This is a genomic window from Mesorhizobium sp. LSJC285A00, assembly GCF_000503155.1.
In the GTDB taxonomy this organism is placed as follows: Bacteria; Pseudomonadota; Alphaproteobacteria; order Rhizobiales; family Rhizobiaceae; genus Mesorhizobium.
Genome location: NZ_AYVK01000021.1, coordinates 1 through 26,866, shown reverse-complemented (window position 1 = coordinate 26,866; position 26,866 = coordinate 1). Strand labels below are relative to the sequence as shown.

The 26,866-nt window shown below is 59.7% G+C and carries 22 protein-coding genes and 1 tRNA gene; 6 read left to right on the top strand and 17 right to left on the bottom strand.

The window, feature by feature from the left end:
• Positions 1-14 precede the first annotated feature (14 nt).
• Positions 15-1,835, top strand: a complete 1,821-nt coding sequence (locus X726_RS1000000169135) for a capsular polysaccharide synthesis protein (RefSeq protein ID WP_280940457.1) — start codon at positions 15-17, stop codon at positions 1,833-1,835.
• Here X726_RS1000000169135 and X726_RS151355 read toward each other — a convergent pair.
• The 10 genes from X726_RS151355 to X726_RS151395 all read right to left on the bottom strand — a co-directional run bounded on the left by X726_RS151355 (position 1,732) and on the right by X726_RS151395 (position 13,679).
• Positions 1,732-3,246 (bottom strand): ABC transporter ATP-binding protein, encoded by a 1,515-nt coding sequence (locus X726_RS151355; RefSeq protein ID WP_023670710.1) that lies wholly within the window; start codon positions 3,244-3,246, stop codon positions 1,732-1,734. The two genes, X726_RS1000000169135 and X726_RS151355, sit on opposite strands and share 104 nt — an antisense overlap.
• A complete protein-coding gene (locus X726_RS151360) occupies positions 3,236-4,003 on the bottom strand; it encodes an ABC transporter permease (RefSeq protein ID WP_245272131.1) in 768 nt (255 codons plus the stop codon). The genes X726_RS151355 and X726_RS151360 overlap by 11 nt, the downstream gene beginning before the upstream one ends.
• Before the next feature lie 20 nt (positions 4,004-4,023).
• Positions 4,024-4,965: a class I SAM-dependent methyltransferase gene (locus tag X726_RS151365; RefSeq protein ID WP_023670708.1), complete on the bottom strand. Its 942-nt coding sequence runs from the start codon at positions 4,963-4,965 to the stop codon at positions 4,024-4,026.
• Between the two features lie 24 nt (positions 4,966-4,989).
• Entirely contained in the window at positions 4,990-6,684 is a 1,695-nt protein-coding gene (locus X726_RS151370; protein WP_023670707.1) for a rhamnan synthesis F family protein, read from the bottom strand.
• A complete protein-coding gene (locus tag X726_RS1000000171150; protein ID WP_023670706.1) occupies positions 6,677-9,361 on the bottom strand; it encodes a glycoside hydrolase family 99-like domain-containing protein in 2,685 nt (894 codons plus the stop codon). Before X726_RS1000000171150 ends, X726_RS151370 begins: the two co-directional genes overlap by 8 nt.
• Positions 9,358-10,260 carry a dTDP-4-dehydrorhamnose reductase gene (gene rfbD / locus X726_RS151375; protein ID WP_023670705.1) on the bottom strand — a complete coding sequence of 301 codons (903 nt, stop codon included), beginning with the start codon at positions 10,258-10,260 and terminating at the stop codon, positions 9,358-9,360. The genes X726_RS1000000171150 and rfbD overlap by 4 nt, the downstream gene beginning before the upstream one ends.
• Positions 10,257-11,351: a dTDP-glucose 4,6-dehydratase gene (gene rfbB / locus X726_RS151380; protein WP_023670704.1), complete on the bottom strand. Its 1,095-nt coding sequence runs from the start codon at positions 11,349-11,351 to the stop codon at positions 10,257-10,259. Before rfbB ends, rfbD begins: the two co-directional genes overlap by 4 nt.
• A 25-nt stretch (positions 11,352-11,376) precedes the next feature.
• Positions 11,377-11,931, bottom strand: a complete 555-nt coding sequence (gene rfbC / locus X726_RS151385; protein WP_023670703.1) for a dTDP-4-dehydrorhamnose 3,5-epimerase — start codon at positions 11,929-11,931, stop codon at positions 11,377-11,379.
• Between the two features lies 1 nt (position 11,932).
• Entirely contained in the window at positions 11,933-12,814 is an 882-nt protein-coding gene (rfbA, locus tag X726_RS151390; protein WP_023670702.1) for a glucose-1-phosphate thymidylyltransferase RfbA, read from the bottom strand.
• A gap of 271 nt (positions 12,815-13,085) precedes the next feature.
• Positions 13,086-13,679 carry a biotin transporter BioY gene (locus tag X726_RS151395; protein ID WP_023670701.1) on the bottom strand — a complete coding sequence of 198 codons (594 nt, stop codon included), beginning with the start codon at positions 13,677-13,679 and terminating at the stop codon, positions 13,086-13,088.
• Between the two features lie 117 nt (positions 13,680-13,796).
• Here X726_RS151395 and X726_RS151400 point away from each other — a divergent pair, with 117 nt between their 5' ends.
• A complete protein-coding gene (locus X726_RS151400) occupies positions 13,797-14,705 on the top strand; it encodes an MBL fold metallo-hydrolase (protein WP_023670700.1) in 909 nt (302 codons plus the stop codon).
• Positions 14,706-14,709: 4 nt separating this feature from the next.
• Here the strand turns inward: X726_RS151400 and X726_RS151405 are convergent, their stop codons facing one another.
• On the bottom strand, positions 14,710-15,492 hold the full coding sequence (locus X726_RS151405) for a DUF1499 domain-containing protein (RefSeq protein ID WP_023670699.1): 783 nt from the start codon (positions 15,490-15,492) through the stop codon (positions 14,710-14,712).
• A 122-nt stretch (positions 15,493-15,614) separates the two neighbouring features.
• Entirely contained in the window at positions 15,615-17,243 is a 1,629-nt protein-coding gene (locus tag X726_RS151410) for a fatty-acid--CoA ligase (protein WP_023670698.1), read from the bottom strand.
• Between the two features lie 312 nt (positions 17,244-17,555).
• Between X726_RS151410 and X726_RS151415 the strand changes: the two genes are divergently transcribed.
• Together X726_RS151415 and X726_RS151420 are read left to right on the top strand one after the other, a co-directional pair.
• Positions 17,556-17,915 (top strand): hypothetical protein, encoded by a 360-nt coding sequence (locus X726_RS151415; protein WP_023670697.1) that lies wholly within the window; start codon positions 17,556-17,558, stop codon positions 17,913-17,915.
• Between the two features lie 159 nt (positions 17,916-18,074).
• Positions 18,075-18,464 (top strand): DUF427 domain-containing protein, encoded by a 390-nt coding sequence (locus X726_RS151420; RefSeq protein ID WP_023670696.1) that lies wholly within the window; start codon positions 18,075-18,077, stop codon positions 18,462-18,464.
• Between the two features lie 165 nt (positions 18,465-18,629).
• On the opposite strand, the gene X726_RS151425 is transcribed toward X726_RS151420, so the two are convergent.
• The 3 genes from X726_RS151425 to ppdK all read right to left on the bottom strand — a co-directional run bounded on the left by X726_RS151425 (position 18,630) and on the right by ppdK (position 23,470).
• Positions 18,630-19,400, bottom strand: a complete 771-nt coding sequence (locus X726_RS151425; protein WP_050485822.1) for a polysaccharide deacetylase family protein — start codon at positions 19,398-19,400, stop codon at positions 18,630-18,632.
• A gap of 89 nt (positions 19,401-19,489) precedes the next feature.
• Positions 19,490-20,590, bottom strand: coding sequence for a glycosyltransferase family 9 protein (locus X726_RS151430; RefSeq protein WP_023670694.1), 1,101 nt, complete (start codon positions 20,588-20,590; stop codon positions 19,490-19,492).
• A 174-nt stretch (positions 20,591-20,764) separates the two neighbouring features.
• On the bottom strand, positions 20,765-23,470 hold the full coding sequence (gene ppdK / locus X726_RS151435) for a pyruvate, phosphate dikinase (protein WP_023670693.1): 2,706 nt from the start codon (positions 23,468-23,470) through the stop codon (positions 20,765-20,767).
• Positions 23,471-23,685: 215 nt separating this feature from the next.
• Here ppdK and X726_RS151440 point away from each other — a divergent pair, with 215 nt between their 5' ends.
• Both X726_RS151440 and X726_RS151445 read left to right on the top strand, forming a co-directional pair.
• The gene (locus tag X726_RS151440; RefSeq protein ID WP_023670692.1) at positions 23,686-24,030 is read left to right on the top strand and encodes a VOC family protein; all 345 of its coding nucleotides are present in this window, start codon (positions 23,686-23,688) and stop codon (positions 24,028-24,030) included.
• 110 nt (positions 24,031-24,140) lie between these two features.
• Positions 24,141-24,215, top strand: a tRNA-Gln gene (locus X726_RS151445).
• A gap of 117 nt (positions 24,216-24,332) precedes the next feature.
• Here X726_RS151445 and X726_RS151450 read toward each other — a convergent pair.
• The gene (locus X726_RS151450; protein ID WP_023670691.1) at positions 24,333-24,641 is read right to left on the bottom strand and encodes a hypothetical protein; all 309 of its coding nucleotides are present in this window, start codon (positions 24,639-24,641) and stop codon (positions 24,333-24,335) included.
• A 1,231-nt stretch (positions 24,642-25,872) separates the two neighbouring features.
• A partial coding sequence (locus tag X726_RS151460; protein WP_023670689.1) for an AAA family ATPase occupies positions 25,873-26,866 on the bottom strand: 994 nt, incomplete at its 5' end.

Here is a 26,866-nt window from a genome sequence, read left to right as displayed (position 1 = left end):
AGCCTACGTGAGAGATAAGGGCAAAATCTGCAAACGAGATGAACGTACCTAAAACTATCTGGACATTGTGGCTGCAAGGCATCGACACCGCGCCACCGATCGTGAAGGCGTGTGTGACGTCCTGGCAGAGAATGAACCCCGGTTGGACGATTCAGATCCTAGCCAAGGGGGCTCTGGCGGACTTTTTGCCCGACGTAAACGATCCAAGTTCGATCCTTTCTAGATCGTTTTCCGATGCAACCTACAGCGATATCGTGCGCATCGAACTCCTGTGCCGTTATGGGGGAGTTTGGGTCGATGCTACTTGTTATTGCCTGCAGCCTCTCGATGAGTGGCTTGGTGGCTTAATGTCAGAGAGCTTCTTTGCCTTCGAGCGGCCCGCCCCTACCCGAATGCTATCTTCGTGGTTTCTCGCGGCCAGCCAGTCGTCCTACTTAGCTCACGAGTGGCGCCGGTTAGTCTACCAACATTGGGAAAACCGATCAGATGATCCGGACTATTTCTGGTTCCATCATCTGTTTGGCGTAGCTTATCAACATAACAGAAAGTTTCGCAGGTTGTGGGATGCTGTGCCGAAGATATCGGCTGATGGGCCGCACTTATTTGCGCCCTATGAGACTCGATTACTTGGTGCGGCTTCGGAATTGGATCGAGAGGTCATATCTTTTGCCAAGCTTCCAATACTAAAACTTACGCACAAAATCAACCATAGCGCCGTGCGCGACGGAAGTGTGTACCAATTTCTTTGCGACTTCGACAGGAACCTCTCCAGTACTGTGGTCCAACATTCGATCGGCCGACATACTTCGGTCGTTAGCACGGAGGCCAACGAGTCGCCGATTCTTTTGTGCTGGTATGGCTCACTGAAAGATAATGGGACCATCGGAGACTTGTATGCCGTACAGAGTGTTGCTGCGCGTCTGAAAGCTTTAGGGTTGAATTTTAGGCATTTAACCGCCGGTGCCGCGTTTGAGATTCCCGGCGAGAGGGTGACGCTGGACGAACTCGACGGGAGTGACTACGCCACGTTGGTTTTCGTTTGCGGTCCGATGATCAAGGGTCATCCGATCGTAGACACAATAATTCGTCGGTTTCCATCGATCGGAAAAATCGGGGTCAGTATTAGCCTGTTTGGCCGAAGTCATATCAACTACGTCCAGCCGTTCGACGCTGCGTTGGCGCGAGAAGGAGGCGATCGGCGCTTTGAGGACGTCGCCATTCTCGCACCTTGGCGAGTCGCTCCCAAGCGCGTGCGTGGATCAAATGAGCCGCTTGTTGTCGGCTTGGCGCTTCGCGGTGAGCAGGGTGAGTATGGCCCTCTAAGTTCACTCCACGATCGCACAAGCGCCCTCATTGCGCATGTGCTCGGTGGCCTGGCCGAAAGTTATCAGGTGAAAACGGTTGAGATAGAGCACCACTTGACCCGTTCAGGCCGTGCACCTGCTGAAATTGAGGCTCTATACTTGTCTTGCGATCTCGTGCTCACATCCCGTTTTCATGGCGCAATCCTGGCGATGCGCAATGAGGTTCCTTTCATCGCGATCGACCAAATTCGCGGAGGTGGAAAGTTGACAAGTCTACTTTCTACCTCTGGATGGCCATTTGTTTATCGGATTGAGCACGCAAAGGAAGATGAGGTGACCCGCGCTGCCCTAGACCTCATTGAAGGGGGCAAACGCGATCTGCTACTGGACGTTGTCGAACGCACCAAATTCAAAGCAGCCGAAACGCTCAGCGCTCTGGAAACTCTGCTGAAGACAAAGCCACCTGCGGTGTTGCGTCCAGGTTTGCGTAGCCGATTGCAGCAAGGTCTGGCTCGCTGGCGACGCGTATGAGAACGCCTTCAATGATCTTGTGAAGCATACACAACTCGTCGTTCACCAGACCTCGTACGCCAGCACTTGCGAGATAGGTTCCCGGCAACATGATACAGTTAAAAGTAAAACCTACTGTCGTCGCCGCGCCGGAACTGACAAACCGAGTTCTTTCTCTTTTTACTCGGTGCGTGTCTGAACCTCCCAACACTAGGCCTGTTACGCTTTTGAACAGGAACTCGAAGCCGACCTCCCTTGCGTCAGAAGAAAAGTCAACTTTGTATTCGAAAACATACCGCTTTCCCATTTGCAACACGTTCACCTCCTCGCCGCTGAGAGTCAGAACGCGAAGATCCCGAATGCGGGCGCCTCGTTCTTCAAGGTAAACTGTGGACTTCGACTTGAGGTTGGGATCGTAATAGTCTGCGTACTGGCTAGGGGTGTCGTTCGGTTCGGCCTCGATAGGTGACGCGACGACCGCATCAGAGACCTCTGCAGCAGGAGATTTCGCTGCCCATTTAGGATCGGGAGCGGCAGGCTTGTCTTCGAAATTGCCATCAGCTGCCGCCTGGGCAGTCGGCGAATCAGCTCTAGGCGCCATAATCCCGATGCGGATTTCTTTCGCCGCCTCTATGCTGGCGTTAACCAGCCGCTGATATTGCGCCACCACCGCTTTTGGCCGTCCTTCTAGGATGAGTTCACCCGCATCCACGAGCAGCGCGCGCGTGCACAGCTGGACGATGGTCGACGCGGCGTGGCTGACAAACAGAATGGTTCCGCCCTTGTCCTTAATGTCCTCGATGCGGGCAAAACATTTGCGCTGAAACGCCTCATCCCCCACTGACAGCGCTTCGTCCACCACCAGTATGTCGGGGTCGACATTGATAGCCGTGGCAAAGGCCAGCCGCACATACATGCCCGACGAGTAGGTTTTTACCGGCTGATCTATGAAAGGTCCAATATCGGCGAAACGCGCAATGTCGTCGAAACGCCACTCCATCTCCTTGCGTGGCACACCGAGAATCGAGGCGTTGAGGAAGACGTTTTCACGGCCGGTGAACTCCGGATTGAAGCCGGCGCCAAGTTCAAGCAACGCGGCGATCCGGCCATTGACCTCGACCGAGCCACTGGTCGGCTGCAACGTGCCGCAGATGATCTGCAACAGCGTCGACTTGCCGGAGCCATTGCGGCCGATGATGCCAACTGTTTCGCCACGGCCAATGTCGAAGGAAATGCCGGACAAGGCCGCGAAGTCGCGAAAGTAGCGGCGCGGTGGGCGGCCCACCAGACGCTCGAGCCGAGGCACAATCATCTGCTTGAAGCGATCTTCCGGCCGCTCGAACATGACATAGTGTTTCGACACGTCGCGCACGCGGATTGCAATGTCTGACGCACGGCCAACCGTCTCAACTTCGGTCTTGTCAGAGGACATCGGCAAAGCCTCTGCGAGTCTTCTGGAAAAATTGATAGCCCAAAAACGCCATCACAATCGCTATGATCGAGTAGGAGCCGAGCGCCATCCAGTTCGGCTGTACGCCGAAGAGGACCACGTTGCGGAAATTCTCGACCGGGATTGCGAGCGGGTTGAGCGAGAGCCAGGGCTGCAGCCAGGTCGGTAGCGACGCTCTCTGGAAGAAGACAGGCGACAGGAACATGGTCGCGGTCATGAGAGGAGCGACGATCTGGCTCATATCGCGAAAATAGACGCCGATCGATGCCAACGCCCACGCGATACCGAGGACCATCACAATGAGAGGCGCCAGAACCACAGGTGCCAGCACTATCGTGAGCGGAACATGGCCAAAAACCACATAGGCGAAGACCAGCAGAACCAGAAGGCTGACGGCTGCATGAAACAATGCGGCGCCCGCTGAAACCACCGGCAGGATCTGGATCGGGAAGACGATCTTCTTGACGTAGTTGGCGTTGCCCACAATCAGCCCGGGCGCCAGCGAAACCACCTCCGAAAAGAACTGAAAGACGATCAGCCCGCAAAACAGGATGACAGCAAACTCGCCTGTGGAATGGGTCGCGCTCTGTTGATCAGGCATGGTCCAGCGTGATTTCATCACCACACCGAACACGAAGGTATAAACCGCCAGCATGAGCAAGGGATTGAGCAACGACCACAACAAGCCGAAAGTAGAGCCACGATAGCGACCTACTACCTCGCGGCTGGTGAGAGTCAAGATTAGTGTCATGGAACGCGTCATCTCTTCCTAGCAATCAAAAAGGTCCCCGAAGCTAATTCAAATTGTTTACTCTCATTTAACTCTTGGACATACGGTTGTTTCATATCCTTAACTGCAAAGCTCATAAGTTCTTTTATAGTCAACTTTTCAAAGAATTCCTTCGTTTTGGCCGACAAGCCATTTGCCCAAGAGTTAAAAAACCAACTCGCAACCCAAACGGGGTGAAAATAAAATGGAACTGTGTGACTTAGAACTTCCATGTCGCGGTCGAAAAGATTGCGAAGACCGTCCTTCGTCATATTATAATAATGATGTGGATACCCGTGGTACGGCTGCAGGAATGGGACGTGGACGAACATCTCCCCCCCAGGCTTAAGCACGCGGGCCATTTCACGAGCAGCCGCGAATGGGTCTCGCACATGCTCCAGTACCGCATTAGAGATCACGAAATCGAAAGATCCGTCACGAAACGGTATCTTTTCGAGAATAGCCAAGACGTCGGTGGTCGCGTATGGGACAATCTCTAGGTTTACCACGTTGTTATAATATACTGGCCTGAATCCAGCTCCCGCGTCGAGGAACAACTTGTCCTCATCCTTCTCTATTTTGTCTTTTATCATATCGATGTAGTCGTGCTGAGATACGGATTCCGTCGGCACAACTCCGGCTATTTCTGCGAGTTCATCCGGCAAACAATTGTACCCACCGGTAGGAAGCCTAGGAGGCACCTCGCTCCACTGAAGTAAGTTCACGATGCGAGAGAGCTTCCGTTTCCTCGCCTCGACAATTGTGGCCACCCGAACAATCTGACGGTTTTCTGTATGGCCAATAATCTCGAAATGATATCTCCCACTCTTCAGCCGCCCCTCTCTGACCGCGACAGCGACATCCGCATTGGCTTGCAGGTAGCCCTGCTCGTCAAAATTTTCAAATGTGGCCGGAATGGAGGTTTCAAGCATTCTGTGACGCCTTAATGGCTTGTGTTACAACACGGGTACGTCGTTCTTGATCGATGAATGTAGGTGGATATCCACCCCTCTGAGGGGGACACTGGATGCAGTGAAACCTTGACTGCGCACGACCCAGCAAAACACCCTTTCGATCGCGTGCGCGAGCGTGCCATCCTGCTGACCGTTTTCAGCTTCGAACGCGATGCTCGCCTCGGGTATGTTCTTCAGTGGCGCAAGCGCCCGCGGCGCGAACCAGAACATCGAGCCGGCAAAAAAGCCGAGTTCCAAATCCGCTTCCGCCTGGAGAGCCGCCATCTCTTCGAGCAGCCGGCGGACTGTACCGCGATTTGCGCCCCAGAACTGGTCATCGGCCAGGTAATAGCGGTGCGGGCCGACGATGCCAACCTCGCCCGACTTAATCAACTCAATGGACCGCAACACCGTCAATGAATCGCCGGCGACCGAGCCGTAGAGCTTATCCCTCCAAAGAATCCCGTTGGCGCTATAGGCGCTTTTCTTCGAATGAATCTTCAGAACAGCTTCATATCGGTCGAGGGCACCACTACGATAGACCGAGACAAACGGCCCTATATCCCGACCTCTGTTTTCCGAGTGATATACAGAAACGCTCTGTGCCAAATCGGAGAATTTCGAAAAAATCTCATTGTAGAACCCCTCGAACGAGGTTGTTACATAAACGTCAAAGGGAATAACGATATTTTTTAGTAGTTTGTAGACGTCAGAAATCATATCGATATAGTGCAAATGCACGATTACCGCTACATTGACTTCTCCGACCTTCGTTCGGCGCCAGCGTGCGAGCTTGGTCACAGGGATGGGGCCGGCTTGGGACTTAAGGATAGAAAGGTTGTCACTCCCGCGCGCATAGCTGGCGCGACTGCGGCTAAGCATTTCTTCTATTTCGTCCAGGCGCTCCCTTTCATAAACGTCGTCGACAAAGGCCAGATCGATCTGATGAGGGTTCTCCCTTAAAACCTCAAGCTTCACATACCCCAGTTCGCGGGCGACCAGGTCGGCAAGATGGTGAACAGGGTTGAATTGGAGCTTCAACGAGGTTGCGTCAGAAAGAGATGCCGGAGGATCGGCAGATTCCTTTCCCTCGCTGGTATTCCAACGCTGGTTCGCATGCTGAAGCTGCTCAGGCGTCGGCTGCAGAAGTGTCGTAACTTTTGCACCACTGTTTCGAAGCGCGGCGGACAGGCCGAGCTCGAACTTGAATATTGTCTCTAATTTTGAGCTGGTGGGCGCGACGCTCGCAAGAAATCCTTCGAACCAAGGTGCCCGCAGCACCTTGGTCCCCAACAAAAGTAAATACGATTGTACATGCCACGAGAATTGGTACGATTCAGTCGAACCAACCACATCGTACTCCGGTGTTAATTCAAGCATCCTCGACAAGGTCCTGTCGAAAATCGCAGACGAAAGAACACCAAAACTTGAGTTTATCAGAAGCGCGTTTTCGAGCTGCCAATTCCGGAGCGCATAATCCAAACCAACCTTGTAGCTGGAGAAATCGTATCCAAAATTCGGTCGCCTTATCAGGACGATGTCTTTTGGGATTCTCTCTACGACATCTTCCTCAATTTTACTTGTCGTTACCAAAACGATTCGGTCGAATCTCTTCGCAAGACAGGATAGTAGTTCGATGAAATTAGCTTCGACGCCGTCATTGACGTCGAAATGAGCCACAATTGCTACGTCATCCATTGTCTATCTGCCTGGCGAGCAGTACGTGCTTGTAAAGGAAGCTGGCGACAGAATGCAGTGGCGGCCATCTTCGCAGCAGCTTTGATGCATTCACGGCCATCCGGCTCGGAGGGGCAATCGCTGCCAGGGTTTCCCTGGAGATTGGCGCGCCCGAAATTGGCTGATGCTCCGCCGGAGCCACGAGCCGATCGAACAATCGCGACCGTGCGGCCTGCATTTCTACGGGCTCCCTTGCTGCGTCGAAATATTTCCCGCGGAGTGTTTCCTCCAGATAAGAGAGCCCCCACCGCCGGTCCGGCTCGAGGTAACAGCCCTCGCCCCACTCATTCCATGCGTTGATGAATACGATGCGGCTTTCCGGATCAGGATGATTTTGTCTGGCCTGAAAGCGTAGGAAACGGAGCCATTCGCCATAGAGTTCCGGGGTCGAATTGAGCACGATTGTCGGATTGTTTTGCCGCCGGGCAGTATTATCCCATCCCGGTATGACGCCCCTGAACATATTGAAGGACGGCTTCGGTCGATTGGCGCTTTGGGCAATTATTTTCCTGTAGTCGACCACACCACCCGAAAAATTCGGATTCGTGAAAAGCGGGTATTCCGAGGGATGGTTCTGAGGCCCGTTGAATTTGTGCGGAGGGAATTCGACAAGGGAGTCAGCCCCCACTTCTTGGGGGGTCAATATATCGTAAAAGTCGACGACGCTGATGTGTAAGCCGGGGAATCCGCTGGCAACCACATGATCTCGCCAAATGGAAAACCAGCGTCGTGGGTCCGGAATGTCCTTGGCTCTATAGACCACCAACAGCGGCATACCGCCGATTTTTATGTATCGCTCGTCTTTGAAGTAACCGATCATCGTCTCGATAAAGGCTTTGGCGTCCTCCTCTGCGTACTTCTGCTCCAGCAGAATGTTCCTCGTGTCCCCATCCCAAGCACGGGTCCAATTTTCGTTGGCCCAGCAGAGGCAAAACTTGAAATCAATGTCAGATTCCAGGAACAAATCGACCGGCTTTTCCAGCACTCTTCGGCCGCTAAACCAATAGTGATAGAAACAGAAAGCGTGCAGTCCATAAAGTTTGGCGAATTCGACTTGCTCTCGCATCGTGTCCAGATGCGAGAGATCGTAATATCCTAGCTCACGAGGTATCCTCGGCTGGTCATGACCATAGAAATTCGGAGTCGCACGGGCGACATTCGTCCATTCCGTGAAGCCAGGTCCCCACCATTCTGAGTTTTCGTCAATTCTGTGGAATTGAGGGAGGTAGAAAGCAATCAACTTTGTGTCGTCGGTACAGATGCTTACTTCTTCCTGCTCATCCGGCATCCTTGAGAGGGCCAGAAACGAGGCGGAATCGGCACCGGCGTCGGCACTTACCTCTGTCGGATGGTGCTCCAATACTTCTTCCGATGCCGCTGAATCGCGCTCCTTTTCTTCCGTCAGCTCTAGCTGCGTTTTCTCCAGAATTTCTTTCAACCTGACATTGTCGTCCAAAGCCACCAACAACTCGGAACCGAGTTTTTGATTCTCTTCCCTGTTCCTCTCGATAAGCTTCGCTGCCGCAGCGCGCTCTTCCGCAACGCTTTGATGATATCCTGCTATATCTGCGTCTTTCTGCTGGAGTTGGCCTGCAAGCTGTGACGCGTTGGTCGCGTGCTCATCCACCGCGCGCTGCAAGATCCCAATTGTCTCGGATAGAATCTGTTGTCTAGCTTGTAGCTCAGGGAAAAACGCTTCGCCAAAGATTGGAGCGACGCTGTCGAATTCAGCTTTGACGCGATCAAGTATAGCCATGGCCTCGGCGCCATTGGCGTCCGTTTCCAGATCCCTTAGTGCCGAATAAGTGTCCTTTACCCATCCGGCGATTCGCTCGTCAGCGAAGAGTGCGCCATCGCTCGCCGTATGATGCTGATGGTCACTCGAAATATAGGCGTCAACCTCAGATGCCGCCTTCTCGATCGCGCGAGGCCATGCAACCGAAAGCGCTGCCGTGATCTTGTCCAGCGTCGGCCGCCAACTCCGCATCATCGCCTCATAGGAGACGAACACACGTGGTGCGCCGCGTGTCGAGCGCTCGGCCTCCAATTCATGGCGAAGCCAAAGCAGGGCACCGAAGCCCGGCGTCGAGCGATCCCGTTTGCCTAGCGATGCAACGACCGCGAGCGGATTGCGACTTGCGAGAACGTATTGCAGGTCGATGTTCATGGACTTGAAAATGCTGGCGTAGAGCGGCACAAAACGCGAGATGCGTGGCTCCTTGAGCACCAGCAGAGGAGCATCGCCATATTCCTCGTCGATGAGGCGAGCGATTTCGACTCTGTAGAATTGAGCGCGCGCCTTCGACAAATCGCCGAGATCGAAACTACGCCAATCGTCCCACCTGCTGTCCGCCTCGGCGAGCATCTGGTCGTGCAGCGCGATCAGCTTCAAGGGTTCCCAGTGGCCCGTCGGATTGGTCGAATTGGCGCCGAGCAAATCATTTGGCAACTTCGCGCCGAGCAAGCTGATTGCCCTGGTCAGCGCGCTCGTGCCCGAGCGGTGCATGCCGAGCACCATGATGCAGGTACGTTTCGCGGGCTTGGCAGCCTTGGCGCGCTTCTTCGGCGCCGGTTGATCGATCCCCTGAGGGTCGGGCGTCGCGTCATGCAATTGCTCAGGTGACGGATGCTTGTTCATGCACTCAATGCCTGTTTTGTCTTGCTCCCCGCCAGCCTGCGCACCACCTTTTCCGCCGACTCCTGCCACACCGGGGCCGTCCATTCAAACGCCGACGCGAACTTTTCGCTCGACAGCCGTGAATTGGGGGGTCGCCGTGCCTTGGTCGGATAGTCGCTGGTCGCGATGTCGCGTATGCGCGCGTGCGGTCCACCCTGCGTCCGGCTCGTCTCCACTATATGACGGGCAAAGCCGCTCCAGTTGATCTCGCCGGTACCGGCAAGATGATAAATGCCGTAGCCGTCAAAGTCGCCGCGCAACACCGCCGCCGCATGCAGGATCGCGTCGGCAATATCAAGTGCGGATGTCGGATTTCCCCATTGGTCGGCGACCACGGCGATCTCGTCGCGGTCGCCGGCCAGCCGCAGCATGGTTTTCACGAAATTCTTGCCGAACGGGCTGTAGACCCAGGCGGTGCGCAGGATCAGATGGCGCGGATTGACGGCGGCCACGGCCAGCTCGCCGGCAAGCTTGGAGGCGCCGTAGACGCCGAGCGGTGCGGTGGCGTCGGTCTCGACATAGGCGCCGTCCTTGGTGCCATCGAAGACGTAGTCGGTCGACAGATGGATTACGGGCACGCCGAGCTTCGCGGCCGCCTCGGCGACCTTGCCGGCGCCGACGGCGTTCACAGCGAAGGCAAGATCGGGCTCGTCCTCGGCCTGGTCGACGGCGGTGTAGGCGGCAGCCGACACCACGATATCCGGCCGCGCTGCCGCGAGTGCGTCGAACACCGTATCGGGCCGGGCCAGATCGAGCACTGGGCGGCCGAGGGTGACGACCTCGATGCCATCGCGCCTCTGCCCGGCCTCCAGCAGGCTGGCAGCGACCTGACCGTCGCGTCCGGTGACAACCAGCCTCACGCCGCGCCCTTCCTGCCTTCAACCTGGCCGCGCGACCGGACTTGCCCCAGCCGCTCGCCGGCGTAGCGCTGCTCGCGGATCGGTCCCCACCACCATTTGTTGTCGAGGAACCAGTCGACGGTCCTTGCAAGGCCGCTGTCGAAACTCTCCGCCGGCGCCCAACCGAGATCCCGGCCGATCTTGGAGGCATCGATTGCATAGCGGCGGTCGTGGCCGGGCCGATCGGTGACGAAGCTGATCAAATCGCGGTAGCTCCTGCCGCCGCTGCGCGGACGCCTGATGTCGAGCAGGCCGCAGATCGTCTCGACGACGCCAAGGTTGGTACGCTCGGAATTGCCGCCGACATTGTAACTTTCGCCGGGCTGGCCCTTTGTGGCGACCAGTTCCAGAGCACGGGCGTGATCCTCTACGAACAGCCAGTCGCGCACATTGGCGCCAGCGCCGTAGACCGGCAGCGGCTTTTCGTCGAGCGCGTTGAGGATGACCAGCGGGATCAGCTTTTCGGGGAAGTGATAAGGCCCGTAATTGTTCGAACAGTTGGAGAGCACGACCGGCAGGCCGTACGTCTCGTGCCAGGCCCGCACCAGATGGTCGGATGCGGCCTTGGAGGCGGAATAGGGCGAGGATGGCGCGTAAGGCGTCTCCTCCACGAACATGCCGCCATCGAAGGGCAGATCGCCGAACACCTCGTCGGTCGAGACATGGTGGAAGCGGAAGCGCGCCTTCCTGTCCTCGTCAAGGCCGCGCCAATATTCGAGCGCCGAATTCAGCACCCGGTAGGTGCCGACGATGTTGGTCTCGATGAAGGCGCCGGGTCCGTCGATCGAGCGGTCGACATGGCTTTCGGCGGCGAGGTTCATGACGACGTCGATCTCGTCGCGGTGGAGGATGTCGAGAACCGCCCGCTCGTCACAGATGTCGGCCTGCGCAAATTTGTAGTTGTGTGCATTCTCGATGGTGCGCAGCGAGGCCAGATTGCCGGCATAGGTGAGCTTGTCGAGATTGGTCACATGGTAGGCGGGATTGGCGCACAAATGCCGGCACACGGCCGAGCCGATGAAGCCGGCACCGCCTGTCACCAGAAAATTCATGGCGCTCTCCTCACATCGTCGCGCGTCATGCGAACACCTCGGCCTCAGCAAGCGCCGACGCCTTGAGGTCCTTGGCCGAGAGCTCGAAGGCGCCGGCCGGCGACGGCCAATCGATGCCGATATCAGGATCGTCGAAACGGATCGATCGATCATGCGCCGGCGAATAGGTGTCGGTGACCTTATACAGAACCTCGGTGTCCGGCACGAGCGTGACGAAACCGTGCGCGAAACCCTTCGGCACGAGGATCTGGTTGCCTCTCTCGGCCGATATTTCGAGCGCGACCCATTTTCCGAAGGTTTTCGAGCTGCGGCGGATGTCGACCGCCACGTCGAGAATGCGGCCTCTGATTACGCGCAGCAGCTTGTCCTGCGCGTGTGGAGGCAGTTGATAGTGAAGCCCCCGCACGACACCTGCGGCAGCCGAATAGGAATGATTGTCCTGGACGAAACGCAGATCGATGCCGGCCTCGGCAAAGGCCTCGGCATTCCAGGTTTCGATGAAATAACCGCGCGCATCGCCGTGCCGCTTCGGCACGATTTCCAGCACGCCGTCCAAACCGAGCTGCCTGACTTCCAGCACCCTATGTCTCCGTCAGCTCGGTGACACGCCGGCGCAGATAGGCGGCGTATTCGTTCTTGCCCAGGCGCGTGGCGCGCTCAAGCACCTTGTCGGCGGTCAGCCAGCCCTGCTCGAAAGCGATTTCTTCAGGACAGGCGACCTTGATCCCTTGGCGGTGCTCGATCGTGCGCACGAAGGAAGAGGCTTCATGCAGGCTGTCATGCGTGCCGGTGTCGAGCCAGGCATAGCCGCGGCCGAGCTGATGCACGTGCAATTTCCCGCGCTCGAGATAGACGTTGTTGACCGCCGTGATCTCGAGTTCGCCACGCGCCGAGGGCTTGATCGTCGACGCGATGTCGACGACCTCATTGTCGTAGAAATAGAGGCCGGTGACCGCCCAGTTGGACTTCGGCTCCCGGGGCTTCTCCTCGATCGTCAAAGCCGTGCCGCTGAGCTTGTCGAACGACACCACGCCGTAGCGCTGCGGGTCCTCGACATGGTACGCGAACACCGACGCGCCGCTTTGGCGCTGCGCAGCAGTGCGGCAGAGCTGCGACAGGCCCTCGCCGAAATAGATGTTGTCGCCGAGAATCATCGACACATTATCCTTGCCGATGAAGTCGCGGCCGATGATGAAGGCCTCGGCAAGCCCGTTGGGCTGCGCCTGCTCGGCATAGGAGAATTCGACCCCGAATTCCGAACCGTCGCCCAGCAACTCCCGAAACACCGGCAAGTCGCGAGGTGTCGAAATGACCAAAATCTGGCGGATGCCGGCGAGCATCAAGACGCTCAGCGGATAAAAAATCATCGGCTTGTCGTATATCGGCAGAATCTGCTTAGAGATCGCTAATGTAAGCGGATACAGACGCGTGCCGCTGCCTCCTGCAAGGATGATTCCTTTCAACAAGCTCTCCTTGAATTACCGGCCCCCGCCTCGAAATCAAGTTGCCCGTGCTTAGGTTTCGCGCAATGGCTTGTCAATTCAATCTCGGCCGTGGATCGGCGCCAGAATTGCTCTGCATCTGCCCCCTCGCGGCAATTTGACCGACCAGCACAGGCTGACGCTGCAATAGATGCGGCGATTTGGCAAACCGGCGTCCCGCCATCCTTTTGGATGCACAACAATAAAAAAGCCGGCGGGCCTTTGGCCCGCCGGCTCATTGTGTCGTCCGGTTTCAGGGCTGCTTGGGCAGCAGCGACCATATCGCCGGCACCAGGCTGGCGGCGAGCGCAACCTTGATCAAATCCCCGAGGACGAACGGCAAAACGCCGAACTGCCACGCCTTTTCCACGCCGATGAGGGTGGCCAGCCAGGCAAAGCCCATGGCCATCATGACGATTTCGGCGACCAGCATGGCGTTGAACAGCTTGATCGGGTGGCGGTCCCAGCCGCGGTCGGCGGCCCAGCCGACAATGGCTGCCATGACGACGAAGCCGGCGAGATAACCGCCGGTGCCGCCGATCATGTAGGCGATGCCGATGCCCTTTTCAGGCGTGCTCTGGAAGACCGGGAAGCCCATGGCGCCTTCGGCCATGTAGAGAAGCAGGGTAGCGACGCCAAGCCGCAGGCCAAATGCGGTGGCGATGAGCAGGACGGCCAGCGTCTGCATCGAGATGTCGACCGGCCCGAGCACGACTTTCGTCTTGGCCGACAGGGTCAAAAGCAGCGTTCCGGCGATCGCGAGCAAAAGCTGGGTTGCCAGGCGCTGCGCGCCCTCCTGGGGCAAAGCGAGAGAAACAAGCGGGCGCATCGTCGTTGCAAGTGCCATGGTCTTCCCCAATCCGGATTGCCGCAGATCGCGGCCTTGCGTTTTTCTATATTGGCTTCCGTGCTATGCGGCAATCAGTTTTGCCGTCTTCCTGAACAGAGGTTCAACGACACCGCCATGGCGCTCAAATTCGACACCAGCTTCGATCCCGCCTATGGCCGGGGCGTCACCGTCGCGCTCGAGGTCTTGCGCGTCACCGCCAAAAACCCCAGCCCATTCACCTTTCACGGCACCAACAGCTACATTGTCGGCCGCGACACACTGGCGGTGATCGACCCGGGTCCGGATGATGAAGCGCATTTCCAGACGTTGCTGAAGGTGATCGCAAACCGGCCGGTGAGCCATATTTTCGTCAGTCACACGCATCGCGACCATTCTCCGCTGGCCGCCCGGCTGAAAGCGCGCACCGGCGCTATTGTACTGGCCGAAGGCCCGCACCGCCCGGCAAGGCCGCTGCGGATCGGCGAGATCAATCCGCTCGACGCCAGCGCCGACACCGGTTTCGTGCCGGATGTCACTTTGCCCGACGATACGCTGGTCGAGGGCGATGGCTGGACGATCCGGACGGTGCTGACGCCGGGCCACACCGCCAATCACGCGGCATTTGCGCTCGAAGGCACCGGCATCCTGTTTTCAGCCGATCATGTGATGGCGTGGGCGACATCGATCGTGGCGCCGCCGGACGGAGCGATGGCCGACTACATGGCCTCGCTCGACAGGCTGATCGCGCGCGGCGATCGCCTGCTGCTGCCCGGCCATGGCGGCCCGGTGACCGCGCCGCGCAGCTTCATGCGCGGCCTCAAGACCCATCGCAAGATGCGCGAACGGGCGATCCTCGAGCGGATCCGCGACAGCGACCGGACGATCCCGGACATGGTCAAGGCTATCTACCGGGACACCGACCCACGCCTGCATGGCGCCGCCGGCCTGTCGGTGCTTGCCCATCTCGAAGACTTGGTGGCGCGCGGCCTGGTTGCTACCCAGGGTGACCCGGCCATCGACGGCGTTTTTGTGCCGGTGGGGTAGAGAGCTACTCAGCCGGCGCGGCACCCACCTGGCCCGCAACTTCCTGATCAAGTTCGGCGAGGAACCCGACGATACGCGCGGCATTGTCGCCGAGGTCGTAGCGGCCGTAGCGGGAGGCCGAGCGCATGTCGACGACGATGGTGTCGCCATCATTGCTGACCCGGATGGCGACGTCGGCGGGCAGGCCGACGACGAAGCTCCGGGCAACGGCCGATATCGTCACCTCGTCCTGACCGTCCGTCACCGGATATGGCGCGGTAAGTTGCCAATCGCGGCGGTCGAGCACGGTTTCAACGGCGTCGACGACGGTTTCGAACGGCAGATTGTAGCTGTGCCCGGTGACCAGCGGATAGGCGTCGGCCTGCAGGCGCGCTTCGCCAGGCGTTGGTGGCGCGAGCACGTTCATGTCCTTGGTGCGGTCGCTGGTGTCGAGCACCGGCGGATTGTCGAGGTCCGTCGAGATGTCCCTCAGGGGCGGCGTGGTCGCCGCCAAATAGGTGGCAAAGCCGTAGGGCGTCAGCACCAGCAGCGCCAGCAGGGCGCCGACCGAGAGGTCGCGGCCGCCACGGTCGCCGAAATGCCACAGCCTGGACAGAGCGAGACCGGCAAACAGCAAAGCGAATGCGGCAAGCAGGGCGACGATCGCCAGCACCCACAGGAAGGCCGGCGTTTCCACCAGTTCGAAATGATGGCCGGCCAGCACGGTCAGCAGCAGGACCACGGCAAAAGCGCCCGTGCGCCGCGACCAGCCGGCCGCCATCGATGTCTGCCGCTCGTCAATTTCCATTGTCTTCAGCACCGCCCCAACCCGCACAGACGCTTAGAGCAAAGGATGCTCAAATTGAACATCCCCTGCCCTAACGTTTTTGCGGCCGGTAGCTTGAAGGTCAAGGAAACGCACGGTCCCGGTCAATCCGACGGCAGGCGGTAGTCGCTGAACTGCTTGCGCAAGGTGATCTTCTGGATCTTGCCGGTGGCGGTGTGCGGGATTTCACTAATGAAAGCGACGTCGTCGGGCATCCACCATTTCGCCACCTTGCCGTCCATGAACGCCAGTATATCGGCCTTGCTCGGCTCCTTGCCGGGCTTGGCGACCACGACCAGCAAGGGCCGCTCGCCCCATTTCGAATGATGGACGCCGATCGCCGCGGCCTCGGCGACATCGGGATGGCCGACGGCGAGGTTCTCCAGGTCGATGGTCGATATCCACTCGCCGCCCGACTTGATGACGTCCTTGGCGCGATCGGTGATCTGCATGTAGCCGCCGGACTCGATATGGGCGACATCGCCAGTGTCGAACCAGCCGTCCTTGTCGAACTGCTCGGCGCCGACGCCGCCATAATAGGCGCTGGCGACGGCTGGACCGCGCACCTTCAGCCGGCCGAAGGTCTTGCCGTCCCAAGGCAGTTCCTTGTCGTCGTCATCCGTCACCTTCATCTCGACCCCGAAGGGCGGGTAGCCCTGCTTGCCCTGGATATCGAGCCGGTCCTCGCCCTCGAGCGCTTGATACTGCGGCTTCATGGTGCACAGCGTGCCGAGCGGCGACATTTCGGTCATGCCCCAGGCATGGATGACTTCGACACCGTAATTGTCCTGGAATTTCCTGATGATGGCGCGCGGGCAGGACGAGCCGCCGATGACGACTTTGCTGAGATAGGGAAGCTTCTTGCCGGTGTCTTCCAGATGCTGCAGCAGCATCATCCAGACGGTCGGCACGGCGGCGCTGAAGGTCACCTTCTCGGTGTCGAGCAGCTCGTAGATCGAGGCGCCGTCCATCTTGCAACCGGGCATGACCAGCTTGGCGCCGATCATCGGCGCGCTCTGGCCAAGGCCCCAGGCATTGGCATGAAACATCGGCACGACGGGGAGGATCGTGTCCCGCGCGGAGAGGCCCATGGCGTCGGGCATGGCAGCAATCATGGCATGCAGCACATTCGAGCGGTGGCTGTAGAGCACACCTTTGGGATCGCCCGTCGTGCCGGAGGTGTAGCACATGCCGGCTGCGGTGTTTTCGCCGAAAACCTTCCAGGCGAAGTCGCCATCGGCCTCGTTCAACCAGTCCTCATAGGCAACCACATTCGACAGCGTCGTTTCAGGCAGATGCGCCTTGTCGGTCAGGACGATCACCTTTTTCAGCGATTTGACCGCGCCGGCGATCTTTTCCAGCAGCGGCATGAAGGTCAGGTCGACGAAGATCCCTCTATCCTGCGCATTGTTCATGATCCAGACGATCTGCTCGGGGAACAAACGCGGGTTGAGCGTATGGTAGATGGCGCCGATGCCCATGATGCCGTACCAGGCCTCTATGTGGCGCGCCGTGTTCCAGGCCAGGGTCGCGATGCGGTCGCCGAGCACAAAGCCATCGCGCTCCAACCGTTGAGCGACCTTGAGCGCGCGGCGATGAACTTCAGCATAGGTGGTGCGAACGACAGGACCTTCGATCGAGCGCGAGACGATCTCGCGCGTCCCGTGCTGCCGCTCGGCATTGTCGATCAGCTTGTGGCAGAGCAGCGGCCATTCCTGCATCAGTCCGAGCATCTGGTTCCTCCCATTGCTTCCTCGTTTTTCCCGTCTTTTGTTCCATTGTGGGACGAACGGACGGATTGTCCAGCCATGACGTCTCCAACCGTTAACGGCTGAAGCAAGCAGTGATCGAAAGGCGGGGAAAACCGCCACAATCCGGCCATCGTCGACGTTAAGGTTCGTTAACGGGGTAGGGGTGCGGATTGGCGACTGAAAGAGGTTCGCATGGACACGCAGCTCGACGGCAAGCAGATCGACGGCAAGCAGATCGATTACAGGCAGATCGACGACAGGCAGCTGGATGACAGCGAGGCCCAAGACGTGCAGTTGGACGATATTCAACTCGACGACAAAGAGCTTGAAGACACGCTTGCCGCAAGTCTGGCCGATCTCGTGCCGGAGGCCAAAAAGGTCTCCGAAGACGAATTTGTCGAGGTGGTCGGCGGCGCCCTTGAAGCGGTCGGCGGCACGCTGCTGTTCAAAATGTGCGTCCAGAACGAAGGCGAAGGCCAGCATGTCGCCGCCGCATCGATCGGCGATGGCGGCAATCGCCAGTTCCTGCTGCTCACCTTGCCGACAGGCGGCGGCCCACTGAAGGTCGAGACGACGTCAAGAAGCACCAACCCGGTAGCCGGTATTGCCGCGGCCTATGCCGGCCTCATGGACGTGTTCAAGACCGCAGCCTGAGCATTCCACGCGGGATCGTTTTTAGTGATCGGAAGGCCAGCTCTGGGCTACTGGCGAAGGCTTGCGCAACGGGTTCTCCAGACACATTTTAGAGACATGGGAAGCATCCCGCACGCTCTCAATCGGACTGTGCTCCCAATCGAACAAGGAGAACCCCGCATGGACCAGATCGCCAACCCCGCCCCCGGCTTTCAGAGCAATCCCGGCAAGGTCATCACCGTCGAACCCTATCGCGGTACCGTGGTCGTGCGTGCCGGCGATACGGTGATCGCCTCATCGACGCGGGCGAAGCTTCTGTCCGAACCGCCCTACCGCCAGGCATTCTACATCCCCTTCGAAGACATCGACTTCACCCAGCTCGGCAAAACCACCCTGTCGACCCACTGCCCCTACAAGGGCGACGCCAGCTACTGGAGCGTGCTGCCGGCCAGCGAGACCGGCAAGGACGCAATGTGGGGCTATGAGCAGCCGTTCGACGAAATGGCTGAGATTCGCGACCACGGCGCCTTCTATCCCGACAGGGTGACGATCGAAGCAGCACCGGCCTGAGCAAGCGACTCAAGCCGCCGTTGCTCGCTTCGTCATCCCAGGGTCTTCGCGACGGAGCTTCGCTCCTGTTTCATCCTGGGATGACGAAGCTCAGAGGCCTCGGCTAATCTCAAACGTCGGCGACGTCAGTCCAAAGGCGGTGAAACTGCCTGCCGCCGCCTGATCCTAATCAGTCGTCCCGTCGTTGCCGACACCGTCGGCGTCATCCAGCCGCACGAACATCAGCCCCTTGGCCTTCAGCGCGAGCAGACCTTGCACGACGCCCTCGCCGGCGGCGTGGGTCGGCTGGTTGATGTGGGCGATGATGACATCGCCATCCTTGGCGGCGGCGATGCGCCGGGCGGTTTCTTTTGCGCCGAGCAACGAGCCGCCATCGCCGTTGATCGAAAAGCCGGCGACCTTGAAGCCAAGCTTGCGGATCATGGCGATAGCCGACGGGCTGTATTCGGCGGTCGCGCCGCGAAACCATTTCGGCGCCGGCTCGCCGGTGCCAGCGAGAGCGGCAGCGCCCGATTCGACTTCGGCCTGCACCGCTTCCGGGCTGCCGGCGCTGCGGATGCCATAGATCTTGCGCGGCGTGTCGACGGCCGGGATGTGATGGCCGCCATGGTTTTCCAGTTCGAACAGGTCCGGATGCGCGCGCATGATCTCGACGGCGGCGGCGTTGCGCTTCAGCCAGATACCGGTGACGAAGATCGTCGCCGGAATCCGGTTCTCCACCAGCGCCGACAGGATCCTCGTATCGGTCTGGCCGCCGCAGGCGTCGAGCGTAAGCGCGACGCGGCCGACACTGCTACCGTCCTCAGCCTTCAGATGCAGCGCCGGCTCGACAAGCGGCGCGGCCTGGGCCGAGGACACGGCCACGATAGATAGCGCCAAGGCGCAAAACAGCTTTTGCAAGGGATGCCTGTCTTGTCTGAGAATCGGCGCTGTCATAGCCGCATCCCAGGACCCGCAACAAGGCGGAAATCGGGATAGTGGCCGTGAGAAAGCTGATATCCCGACAATGTGACCGCCGCGCACCGTCAGACGGCGTGTTCCAGTTCCACATGCGTGCGTGACAGGACTTCGCGCACGGCCGCGACGACCGGTTCGACCTCGAGGCGCCAGACGCAGCAGGCCTTGCTGGGATCGAGCGGATTGCACAGGCTGCCCGCCACGCAATTGCACGGCATGGATGGCTGCAAGGCGAGGCTGGGCACGCCGACCGGTCCCCAGACGGCCGGGCTGGTCAGGCCGAAAAGGCCGACAACCGGCGTTCCGGCCGCTGCTGCCATGTGCATGGGGCCGCTCTCATTGCCGACAAACAGCCGCGCCTGCTGCAACACCGCCAGCAGCGTTTCCAGCGACAGCGCGCCGACGAGGTTGACGATCGACGCGGCACTGGCGAGGATCTGCTCGGCCGGCTTGCGCTCGTCAGGGCCGCCGACGAGTACGAAATCCAGTCCGGTTTCGCGCGAAATCGTGTCGATCACGGCGGCAAAGCGTTCATGCTGCCAGCGCCGGCCGTGAAAACTTGCGCCGGCATGCACCGCGATAAAGCCGTTTGGCCGCAAATGGTGTTTGTCCAGCAATGCCTGGGCCCTCGCCGTCTCCATCGGCAATGGCCGAATCGACGGCACCCGCACGCGCAGGCCGACGCCGAGCGGCTCGAGCGGCGAAAGGTAGCGGTAGAGATAGTGACGTTCGCCAAAACCGAACGGCTCGGCAAAGACATTGGCGGGCTGGCGCTCATGCCAGCGCAGCGGCCTTTCCGGAGGATTGTAGCCGATGCGGGTGCTGGCGTTGAGGAACCTGACGATGAGCCGCGATGTCTTTGAATCGGTGAGGTCGATGGTCAGGTCGAAACGGAATTGGCGCAGCTTGCTGATCATAGAATAGAGCTCGCGCCCACGCTCCAGCGGGGTGCCGCGCATGGCGGCGCGGCGGAAGCTGACGACCTCGGCGGCGATGCCGTGCGCGGTGACGAAACTGGCGAGGCGCGCCTCGCAGAGAAAGACGATCCTGACACCGGGATATTCGAGCTGCAGGTTCTTGGCGAGCGTGGAGGACAGAACAATATCGCCGATGAACTTGGTCTGGATAATCAGGATCGAGCGGAAGGGTCTGGGCGAAATCTGTAACATCTTTTTCTCGGCACCGGGCGGGTTGGGGGGCCGTGAAATTGGGAAGAAACGATGTCGGGATTGCGTGTTGGGGCGCGCACATCAGCGTGAATTTGCTTACAAAATCGTAAGCTTAGCGCCAAACGGCCACCCACGGGTGGCCGTTTCATCGATACCGAAAGGACTGTGTCGAAATCAGGATGCCGCGGCGCTCTTTTTGGGGCGCGGCACTGCTGTTTTGGCAATCTGCACCGCGGCTTGGGCTGCGGCCAATCTCGCGATCGGCACGCGGTAGGGAGAGCACGAGACATAGTCGAGGCCGACCTCTTCGCAGAAGCGGATCGAGGCCGGATCGCCGCCATGTTCACCGCATATGCCGAGCTTGATGTCGGGCCGTGTCGCCCTGCCCTTTTGCGCAGCCATGCGCACCAGTTCGCCGACGCCCTCGATGTCGAGCGAGACGAACGGGTCCTGCTCGATGATGCCTTTCTGCCGATAGGTCTCGAGGAAGGACGCCGCATCGTCGCGCGAGATGCCGAAAGTGGTCTGGGTGAGGTCGTTGGTGCCGAAGGAGAAGAACTCGGCCGTAGCAGCGATGACGTGGGCGCGGATCGCCGCGCGCGGAAGCTCGATCATCGTGCCGGTGAGATAGTCGATCTTGACGCCGGTCTCGTCCATGACAGCCTTGGCGACCGCATCGATGCGCGCCTTGACGTAGTCGAGCTCCTTCACCAGGCCGACCAGCGGCACCATGATCTCGGGAACGACCAGCGCGCCGGCTTTCTTGCCGGCCTCGACGGCTGCCTCGAAAATGGCGCGCGCCTGCATCTCGGCAATCTCGGGATAGGAGACGGCGAGGCGGCAGCCGCGATGGCCGAGCATCGGGTTGAACTCGTGCAGGGCTTCGGTGCGCTGCCTGAGCTTGTCGAGCGAGACGTTCATGGCGGCGGCGACCTCCGCCACCTCCGCTTCCGTCTTGGGCAGGAATTCGTGCAGCGGCGGATCGAGCAGCCGGATCGTCACCGGCAGGCCGGCCATGATCTCGAACAGTTCGAGGAAATCCGAGCGCTGCATCGGCAACAGCTTGGCAAGCGCGGTGCGGCGGTCCTTCTCGGTATCGGCCAGGATCATCTCGCGCATGGCGACGATACGCTCGCCGTCGAAGAACATGTGCTCGGTGCGGCAGAGGCCGATGCCTTCGGCGCCGAAGGAGCGCGCCATGCGCGCATCGAGCGGCGTCTCGGCATTGGTGCGCACCTTCATGCGGCGCACCGCATCGGCCCATTCCATGATGGCGGCGAAATCGCCCGACAGTTCCGGCTGCAGCATCGACACGGCGCCCTTCAGCACCTGGCCGTTGCTACCATCGATGGTGATGATGTCGCCCTTGCGGAAGGTCTGGCCCATCGACATCAGCGTGCCGGCCTTGTAGTCGACACGCAGCGAGCCGGCGCCCGAAACGCAAGGCTTGCCCATGCCGCGCGCGACCACGGCGGCGTGGCTGGTCATGCCGCCGCGCGTGGTCAGGATGCCTTCTGAAGCATGCATGCCGTGAATGTCTTCGGGGCTGGTTTCGATGCGCACCAGGATTGCCTTGCGACCTTGCGTCTTCAGATCCTCGGCATCGGCGGACGAGAAGACGATCTCGCCGGTCGCGGCGCCCGGAGAAGCCGGCAGGCCGACGCCGATGACATCGCGCGCGGCCTTGGGGTCGATGGTAGGATGCAACAGCTGATCGAGCGAGGCGGGATCGATGCGGGCGACCGCCTCCTCCGTCGTGATCAGCTTGTCGCGCGCCATTTCGACGGCAATCTTCAGCGCCGCCTTGGCGGTGCGCTTGCCGGAACGCGTCTGCAGCATCCACAATTTGCCGCGCTCGATGGTGAATTCGAGATCCTGCATGTCGCGGTAGTGCTGTTCCAGGCGGTCGGAGATGTCGACGAAGGACCGGAACGCGTCCGGCATCAGTTTCTGCAGCGACGGCTTGTCGGAGCCGGCGGCGATGCGCGCCGCCTCGGTGATGTTTTGCGGCGTGCGGATGCCGGCCACGACATCCTCGCCCTGCGCGTTCACCAGGAATTCGCCATAGAGCATCTTTTCGCCGGTCGAGGGGTTGCGCGTGAAGGCGACGCCGGTGGCCGACGTCTCGCCCATGTTGCCGAATACCATGGCCTGGACATTGACCGCCGTGCCCCAGCTTTCCGGGATGTCGTGCAGGCGCCGGTAGGTGATGGCGCGGTTGTTCATCCAGCTGGAAAACACCGCGCCGATCGCCCCCCACAGCTGCTCGTGCGGGTCCTGCGGAAACGGCTTGTCGAGTTCCTCCTCGACCTTGGCCTTGTAAAGGGCGATGACGCTCTGCCATTCCTGCGCTGTCAGTTCGGTGTCGAGCTCGTGGCCGAGGCTCGCCTTCTGGTCCTCCAGGATTTCCTCGAACACTTCGTGGTCGAGACCCATGACGACATCGGAATACATCTGAATGAAGCGGCGGTAGCTGTCATAGGCAAAGCGGGCATCGCCGGAATCGGCTGCCAACGCCTCGACCGTCTCGTCATTGAGGCCGAGATTGAGCACGGTGTCCATCATGCCCGGCATCGAGGCCCTGGCCCCGGAGCGGACCGAGACCAGAAGCAGCTTCGACGGATCGCCGAAACGGCGCCCCGTCAGCTGCCCGATATGGTCCAGCGCCTTGACGACATCGGCCTGCAACGCGGCCGGATAGCTGTTGCCGTTGGCGTAATAGGCGTTGCAGACTTCGGTGGTGAGGGTGAAGCCCGGCGGCACGGGCAGGCCAAGACTGCACATCTCGGCCAGATTGGCGCCTTTGCCGCCGAGAAGGTTGCGGTCGCCCGCACGTCCCTCCGCGGCGCCATCGCCGAAGGTGTAGACCCATTTGGTCATGCTCGCCCTCCAAGTCCTCGGAAGATAGAACACCGGGGCCAAGACCCGGTTCCCCCGCGTTCCGACCCGAGCGTTATTATGCTGCAGTGCGAAAGGCAAGGTGTGGCAGCGAAGCCCGGCGACTACAATCGATTAAGCAAAAGCTGCGTCGAAAAGACTTGCCGGATCGCTGCCCAGGATATAGAACATATAGGGAACAAGTTGGGAGCAGCGTGATGAAACTCAACGGAAAACTCGACTATCTCGAACTGCCCGCGACCGGCGCGACGCTGGACAGCGTCAAGGCTTTCTACAGCGCCGCCTTCTCGTGGTCGTTCACCGATTACGGGCCGACCTATTCGGCCTTCGGCGAAGGGCTCGATGGCGGCTTCCAGGCCGATGCAGCGGAGGCGCCGGCGAAACCATTGCCGGTGCTCTATTCGCAGGATCTGGAAGCAACCCTCGACGTTGTCGAAAGCGCCGGCGGCACGATCGTCAAGCCGATATTCTCGTTCCCGGGCGGCAGGCGGTTCCATTTCACCGATCCCGCCGGCAACGAGTTGGCGGTCTGGGGCGAATAGCGCTTCCCCGCGCGAAGCGGTGGGTCAGTTTTGCATAGTGGCCAACTCGGCATTGAGCTTTCGTGCCGCTCGTCCTATAAGGCCGCGCGCAACGGGCAAAGCTCGTTTGCTGGGGCGTCGCCAAGTGGTAAGGCATCGGTTTTTGGTACCGACATTCCCAGGTTCGAATCCTGGCGCCCCAGCCAAATCACATGCCTTTGGAATCAATGATTTACCGACCTTATCGATGGCTCCCGTCAGGAGCTATCTGACTCCCACGCGACCCCGACTCCGTTGAGAGAGCCGGGGCCGTGCGGAGAGGATCAGTAATCGTTGTCGTCCTGGATGACGACGGGATGATGCCGATGATGTCGATAATAGCGATGATGGCTGCGCTCGATCGAGCCGGTCACGATGACCGTATCCCGGCGATGATGTCTGCGGCCGTGGTCGTAGAAGGCAACCGTGCCGTGTCTGCGGTGATGAAGGCGTTGACCCTGGTCATTGATGACCTTTACGCTCCTGTGATGATGTCGATGGTGGGTCGTGATGACCACGTCAGCTTCGGCTGCCGGAGCTATCGTCGGCATGGCAATGAACAGCGCCAAGGCGCTCACGATCATTGTTTTCATTGTAATATCTCCACCTGCTAATTATCCCTTCGCGGGGATAACCGCGTCCCATCCCTTTGGTTCCGAGTAGCGTCGTCGGTCCACGGGCGCGATCAGTGACGGCTGCTCCCGTGCAACACGGCGTATCGAAAGAAGAAGTTGCGACAGCAGCTCCTGTTGGCAACTTCTGGTAAAGGCGCTCTTTCAAGCCGACCACCAGGGTTACGCCACTCGACAAAGGAGCGCTGCACAGGACCCTTCTATGTCGTCGCGTTCGATCTCCTGATCTGTGACGGGAAACACCCGTCTTGCGAGGAAGACCGTCGGCACAATTTGTGAGATTTACGAGACCAATCAGGCCATCTTAGATCGCCTAAGTCGGGCCGTCTCAGATCCCGTAAGAAAGTGCAAGGTAAACCACCGGCGCCAAGATCAGCAGAACCGCGATTCCGATAACCACTGCGATTGCCAGGCGCTCTGTTCGCCTGACAAGCTCAGCGACCTTGTCGTCGTCAGCCGATGGTATGAGGTCAAGAACGGAAGAAACCTCCGCAGGACTGTCGTTGTCGTTTGCGGGTCGGGTTGCGCCGTCACGCACAGATCTCTGGACAAAGGTCACTGTTAGCCTCGCTATTGAAACGCACGCCGTTGGCGGTATCACGACAATCGGGTGCCCGCTAACCTCTCAGGAATGGCGGGCACCCGATTGACCACCGATGAAGGGACTCATGCTCGGCAGCCCGGTTCCAATGTATCGGGAGGGCATAGGTTGCCCGCCTTCAGGCCTATGGCTCCGACGTCAGGACTTCAGTCATACCCTGTTCGGACCTTGGTCTGGCAATCGACGAAGCGATGGCCGCCATTTTGTTTCGATGCAGAAAATGCGGGAACATTAGTAGGCTCTTACGAGTTCACTCCCAGCAACTAGTTCGGGAGAGATACGGTGAACAACATAATCTGGCTCATCGGAGCAGTCGTTATCGTGATTGCGATACTGAGCTTCCTGGGCTTCCGATAAACGTGGCAGCTGAATTGCGGTCGGAGCCTATTGCCATCTGCGCCTTGTAGGCATCGCTTTCGCGTTAGCCGGGCGCTTTGCATGTGGGCTTTGGCGTTCGCTCTCAGGTGGCGCTTAAATTCCTTCTCTTCGAACCTTACAGAATGCGCGTCGCAAGCAGGTCGCAAGGGCGACGGTCCTATTGCAACAGTCGGATCGACGCCATCGCCGACGAAATCAACAAAGCATGCTGCGTCAGCTCGCCTCGCGCATCGCCTCGGCGGCCTGCAGATCGACCGAGACCAGTTGGCTGACGCCCTGCTCGGCCATGGTCACGCCGAACAGGCGGTTCATGCGCGCCATCGTGATCGGGTTGTGGGTGATGATGACGAAGCGCGTCTCGGTGGTCGCGGCCATTTCGTCCATAAGGTTGCAGAAGCGTTCGACATTGTGATCGTCGAGCGGCGCGTCGACTTCGTCGAGCACGCAGATCGGCGCCGGATTGGTCAGGAACACGGCAAAGATCAGCGACATCGCCGTCAGCGCCTGCTCGCCGCCGGACAGCAGCGTCATGGTCTGCGGCTTCTTGCCGGGCGGACGTGCCAGGATTTCGAGCCCGGCTTCGAGCGGGTCGTCGGATTCGATCAGCTGCAGTTCGGCCGTGCCGCCACCGAACAGATGCGAGAACAGCCGCTGGAAATGGCCGTTGACCACCTCGAAAGCGGCAAGCAGCCGTTCGCGGCCTTCGCGGTTCAGGCTCTGGATCGCTTGCCTGAGCTTGCGGATCGCCTCGATGATGTCCTCGCGCTCGGAGACGATGGTCTCCAGCCGGTCCGACAATTCCTTCTGCTCTTCCTCGGCGCGCAGATTGACGGCGCCGAGCCGCTCGCGCTCAACCTTCAGCCGGTCGAGCTGGCGCTCGATGTCGGCCATTTCCGGCATCGGGCTGTCGGCTTCCAGGCCGGTATGGCGGATGACCAAATGCGGCGGCGTGTTCAGCGTTTCCTGGATGCGCGCCTCGACCTCGAGCCGGCGCTCGTCGGCGGCGGTCAATCGCTCTTCGGCGCGGACGCGGGTTTCGCGGGAATCGGCCAGCGACTGGATCGCCGCGGTGGCGGCCTTGTCCAGCTCGCCCTGCTTGGTCTCGGCCTCCTGCAAGCGGTCGGCGGCCGCCTTGCGCAAGGTCTCTGCCTCGGTCAGCTGCGACAGCAGCGCGCGGCGCCTGGCGTCGATCTCGTCGGGGGCGTCG

What these genes read in the sequence shown, in the direction of transcription:
- X726_RS151355 (WP_023670710.1), bottom strand. Translation starts at nt 3,246, where the DNA reads ATGTCCTCTGACAAGACCGAAGTTGAGACGGTTGGCCGTGCGTCAGAC.
- X726_RS151365 (WP_023670708.1), bottom strand. Translation starts at nt 4,965, where the DNA reads ATGCTTGAAACCTCCATTCCGGCCACATTTGAAAATTTTGACGAGCAG.
- X726_RS151370 (WP_023670707.1), bottom strand. Translation starts at nt 6,684, where the DNA reads ATGGATGACGTAGCAATTGTGGCTCATTTCGACGTCAATGACGGCGTC.
- X726_RS1000000171150 (WP_023670706.1), bottom strand. Translation starts at nt 9,361, where the DNA reads ATGAACAAGCATCCGTCACCTGAGCAATTGCATGACGCGACGCCCGAC.
- rfbB (WP_023670704.1), bottom strand. Translation starts at nt 11,351, where the DNA reads ATGAATTTTCTGGTGACAGGCGGTGCCGGCTTCATCGGCTCGGCCGTG.
- X726_RS151395 (WP_023670701.1), bottom strand. Translation starts at nt 13,679, where the DNA reads ATGGCACTTGCAACGACGATGCGCCCGCTTGTTTCTCTCGCTTTGCCC.
- X726_RS151400 (WP_023670700.1), top strand. Translation starts at nt 13,797, where the DNA reads ATGGCGCTCAAATTCGACACCAGCTTCGATCCCGCCTATGGCCGGGGC.
- X726_RS151405 (WP_023670699.1), bottom strand. Translation starts at nt 15,492, where the DNA reads ATGGAAATTGACGAGCGGCAGACATCGATGGCGGCCGGCTGGTCGCGG.
- X726_RS151410 (WP_023670698.1), bottom strand. Translation starts at nt 17,243, where the DNA reads ATGCTCGGACTGATGCAGGAATGGCCGCTGCTCTGCCACAAGCTGATC.
- X726_RS151420 (WP_023670696.1), top strand. Translation starts at nt 18,075, where the DNA reads ATGGACCAGATCGCCAACCCCGCCCCCGGCTTTCAGAGCAATCCCGGC.
- X726_RS151425 (WP_050485822.1), bottom strand. Translation starts at nt 19,400, where the DNA reads ATGACAGCGCCGATTCTCAGACAAGACAGGCATCCCTTGCAAAAGCTG.
- X726_RS151430 (WP_023670694.1), bottom strand. Translation starts at nt 20,590, where the DNA reads ATGTTACAGATTTCGCCCAGACCCTTCCGCTCGATCCTGATTATCCAG.
- ppdK (WP_023670693.1), bottom strand. Translation starts at nt 23,470, where the DNA reads ATGACCAAATGGGTCTACACCTTCGGCGATGGCGCCGCGGAGGGACGT.
- X726_RS151440 (WP_023670692.1), top strand. Translation starts at nt 23,686, where the DNA reads ATGAAACTCAACGGAAAACTCGACTATCTCGAACTGCCCGCGACCGGC.
- X726_RS151450 (WP_023670691.1), bottom strand. Translation starts at nt 24,641, where the DNA reads ATGAAAACAATGATCGTGAGCGCCTTGGCGCTGTTCATTGCCATGCCG.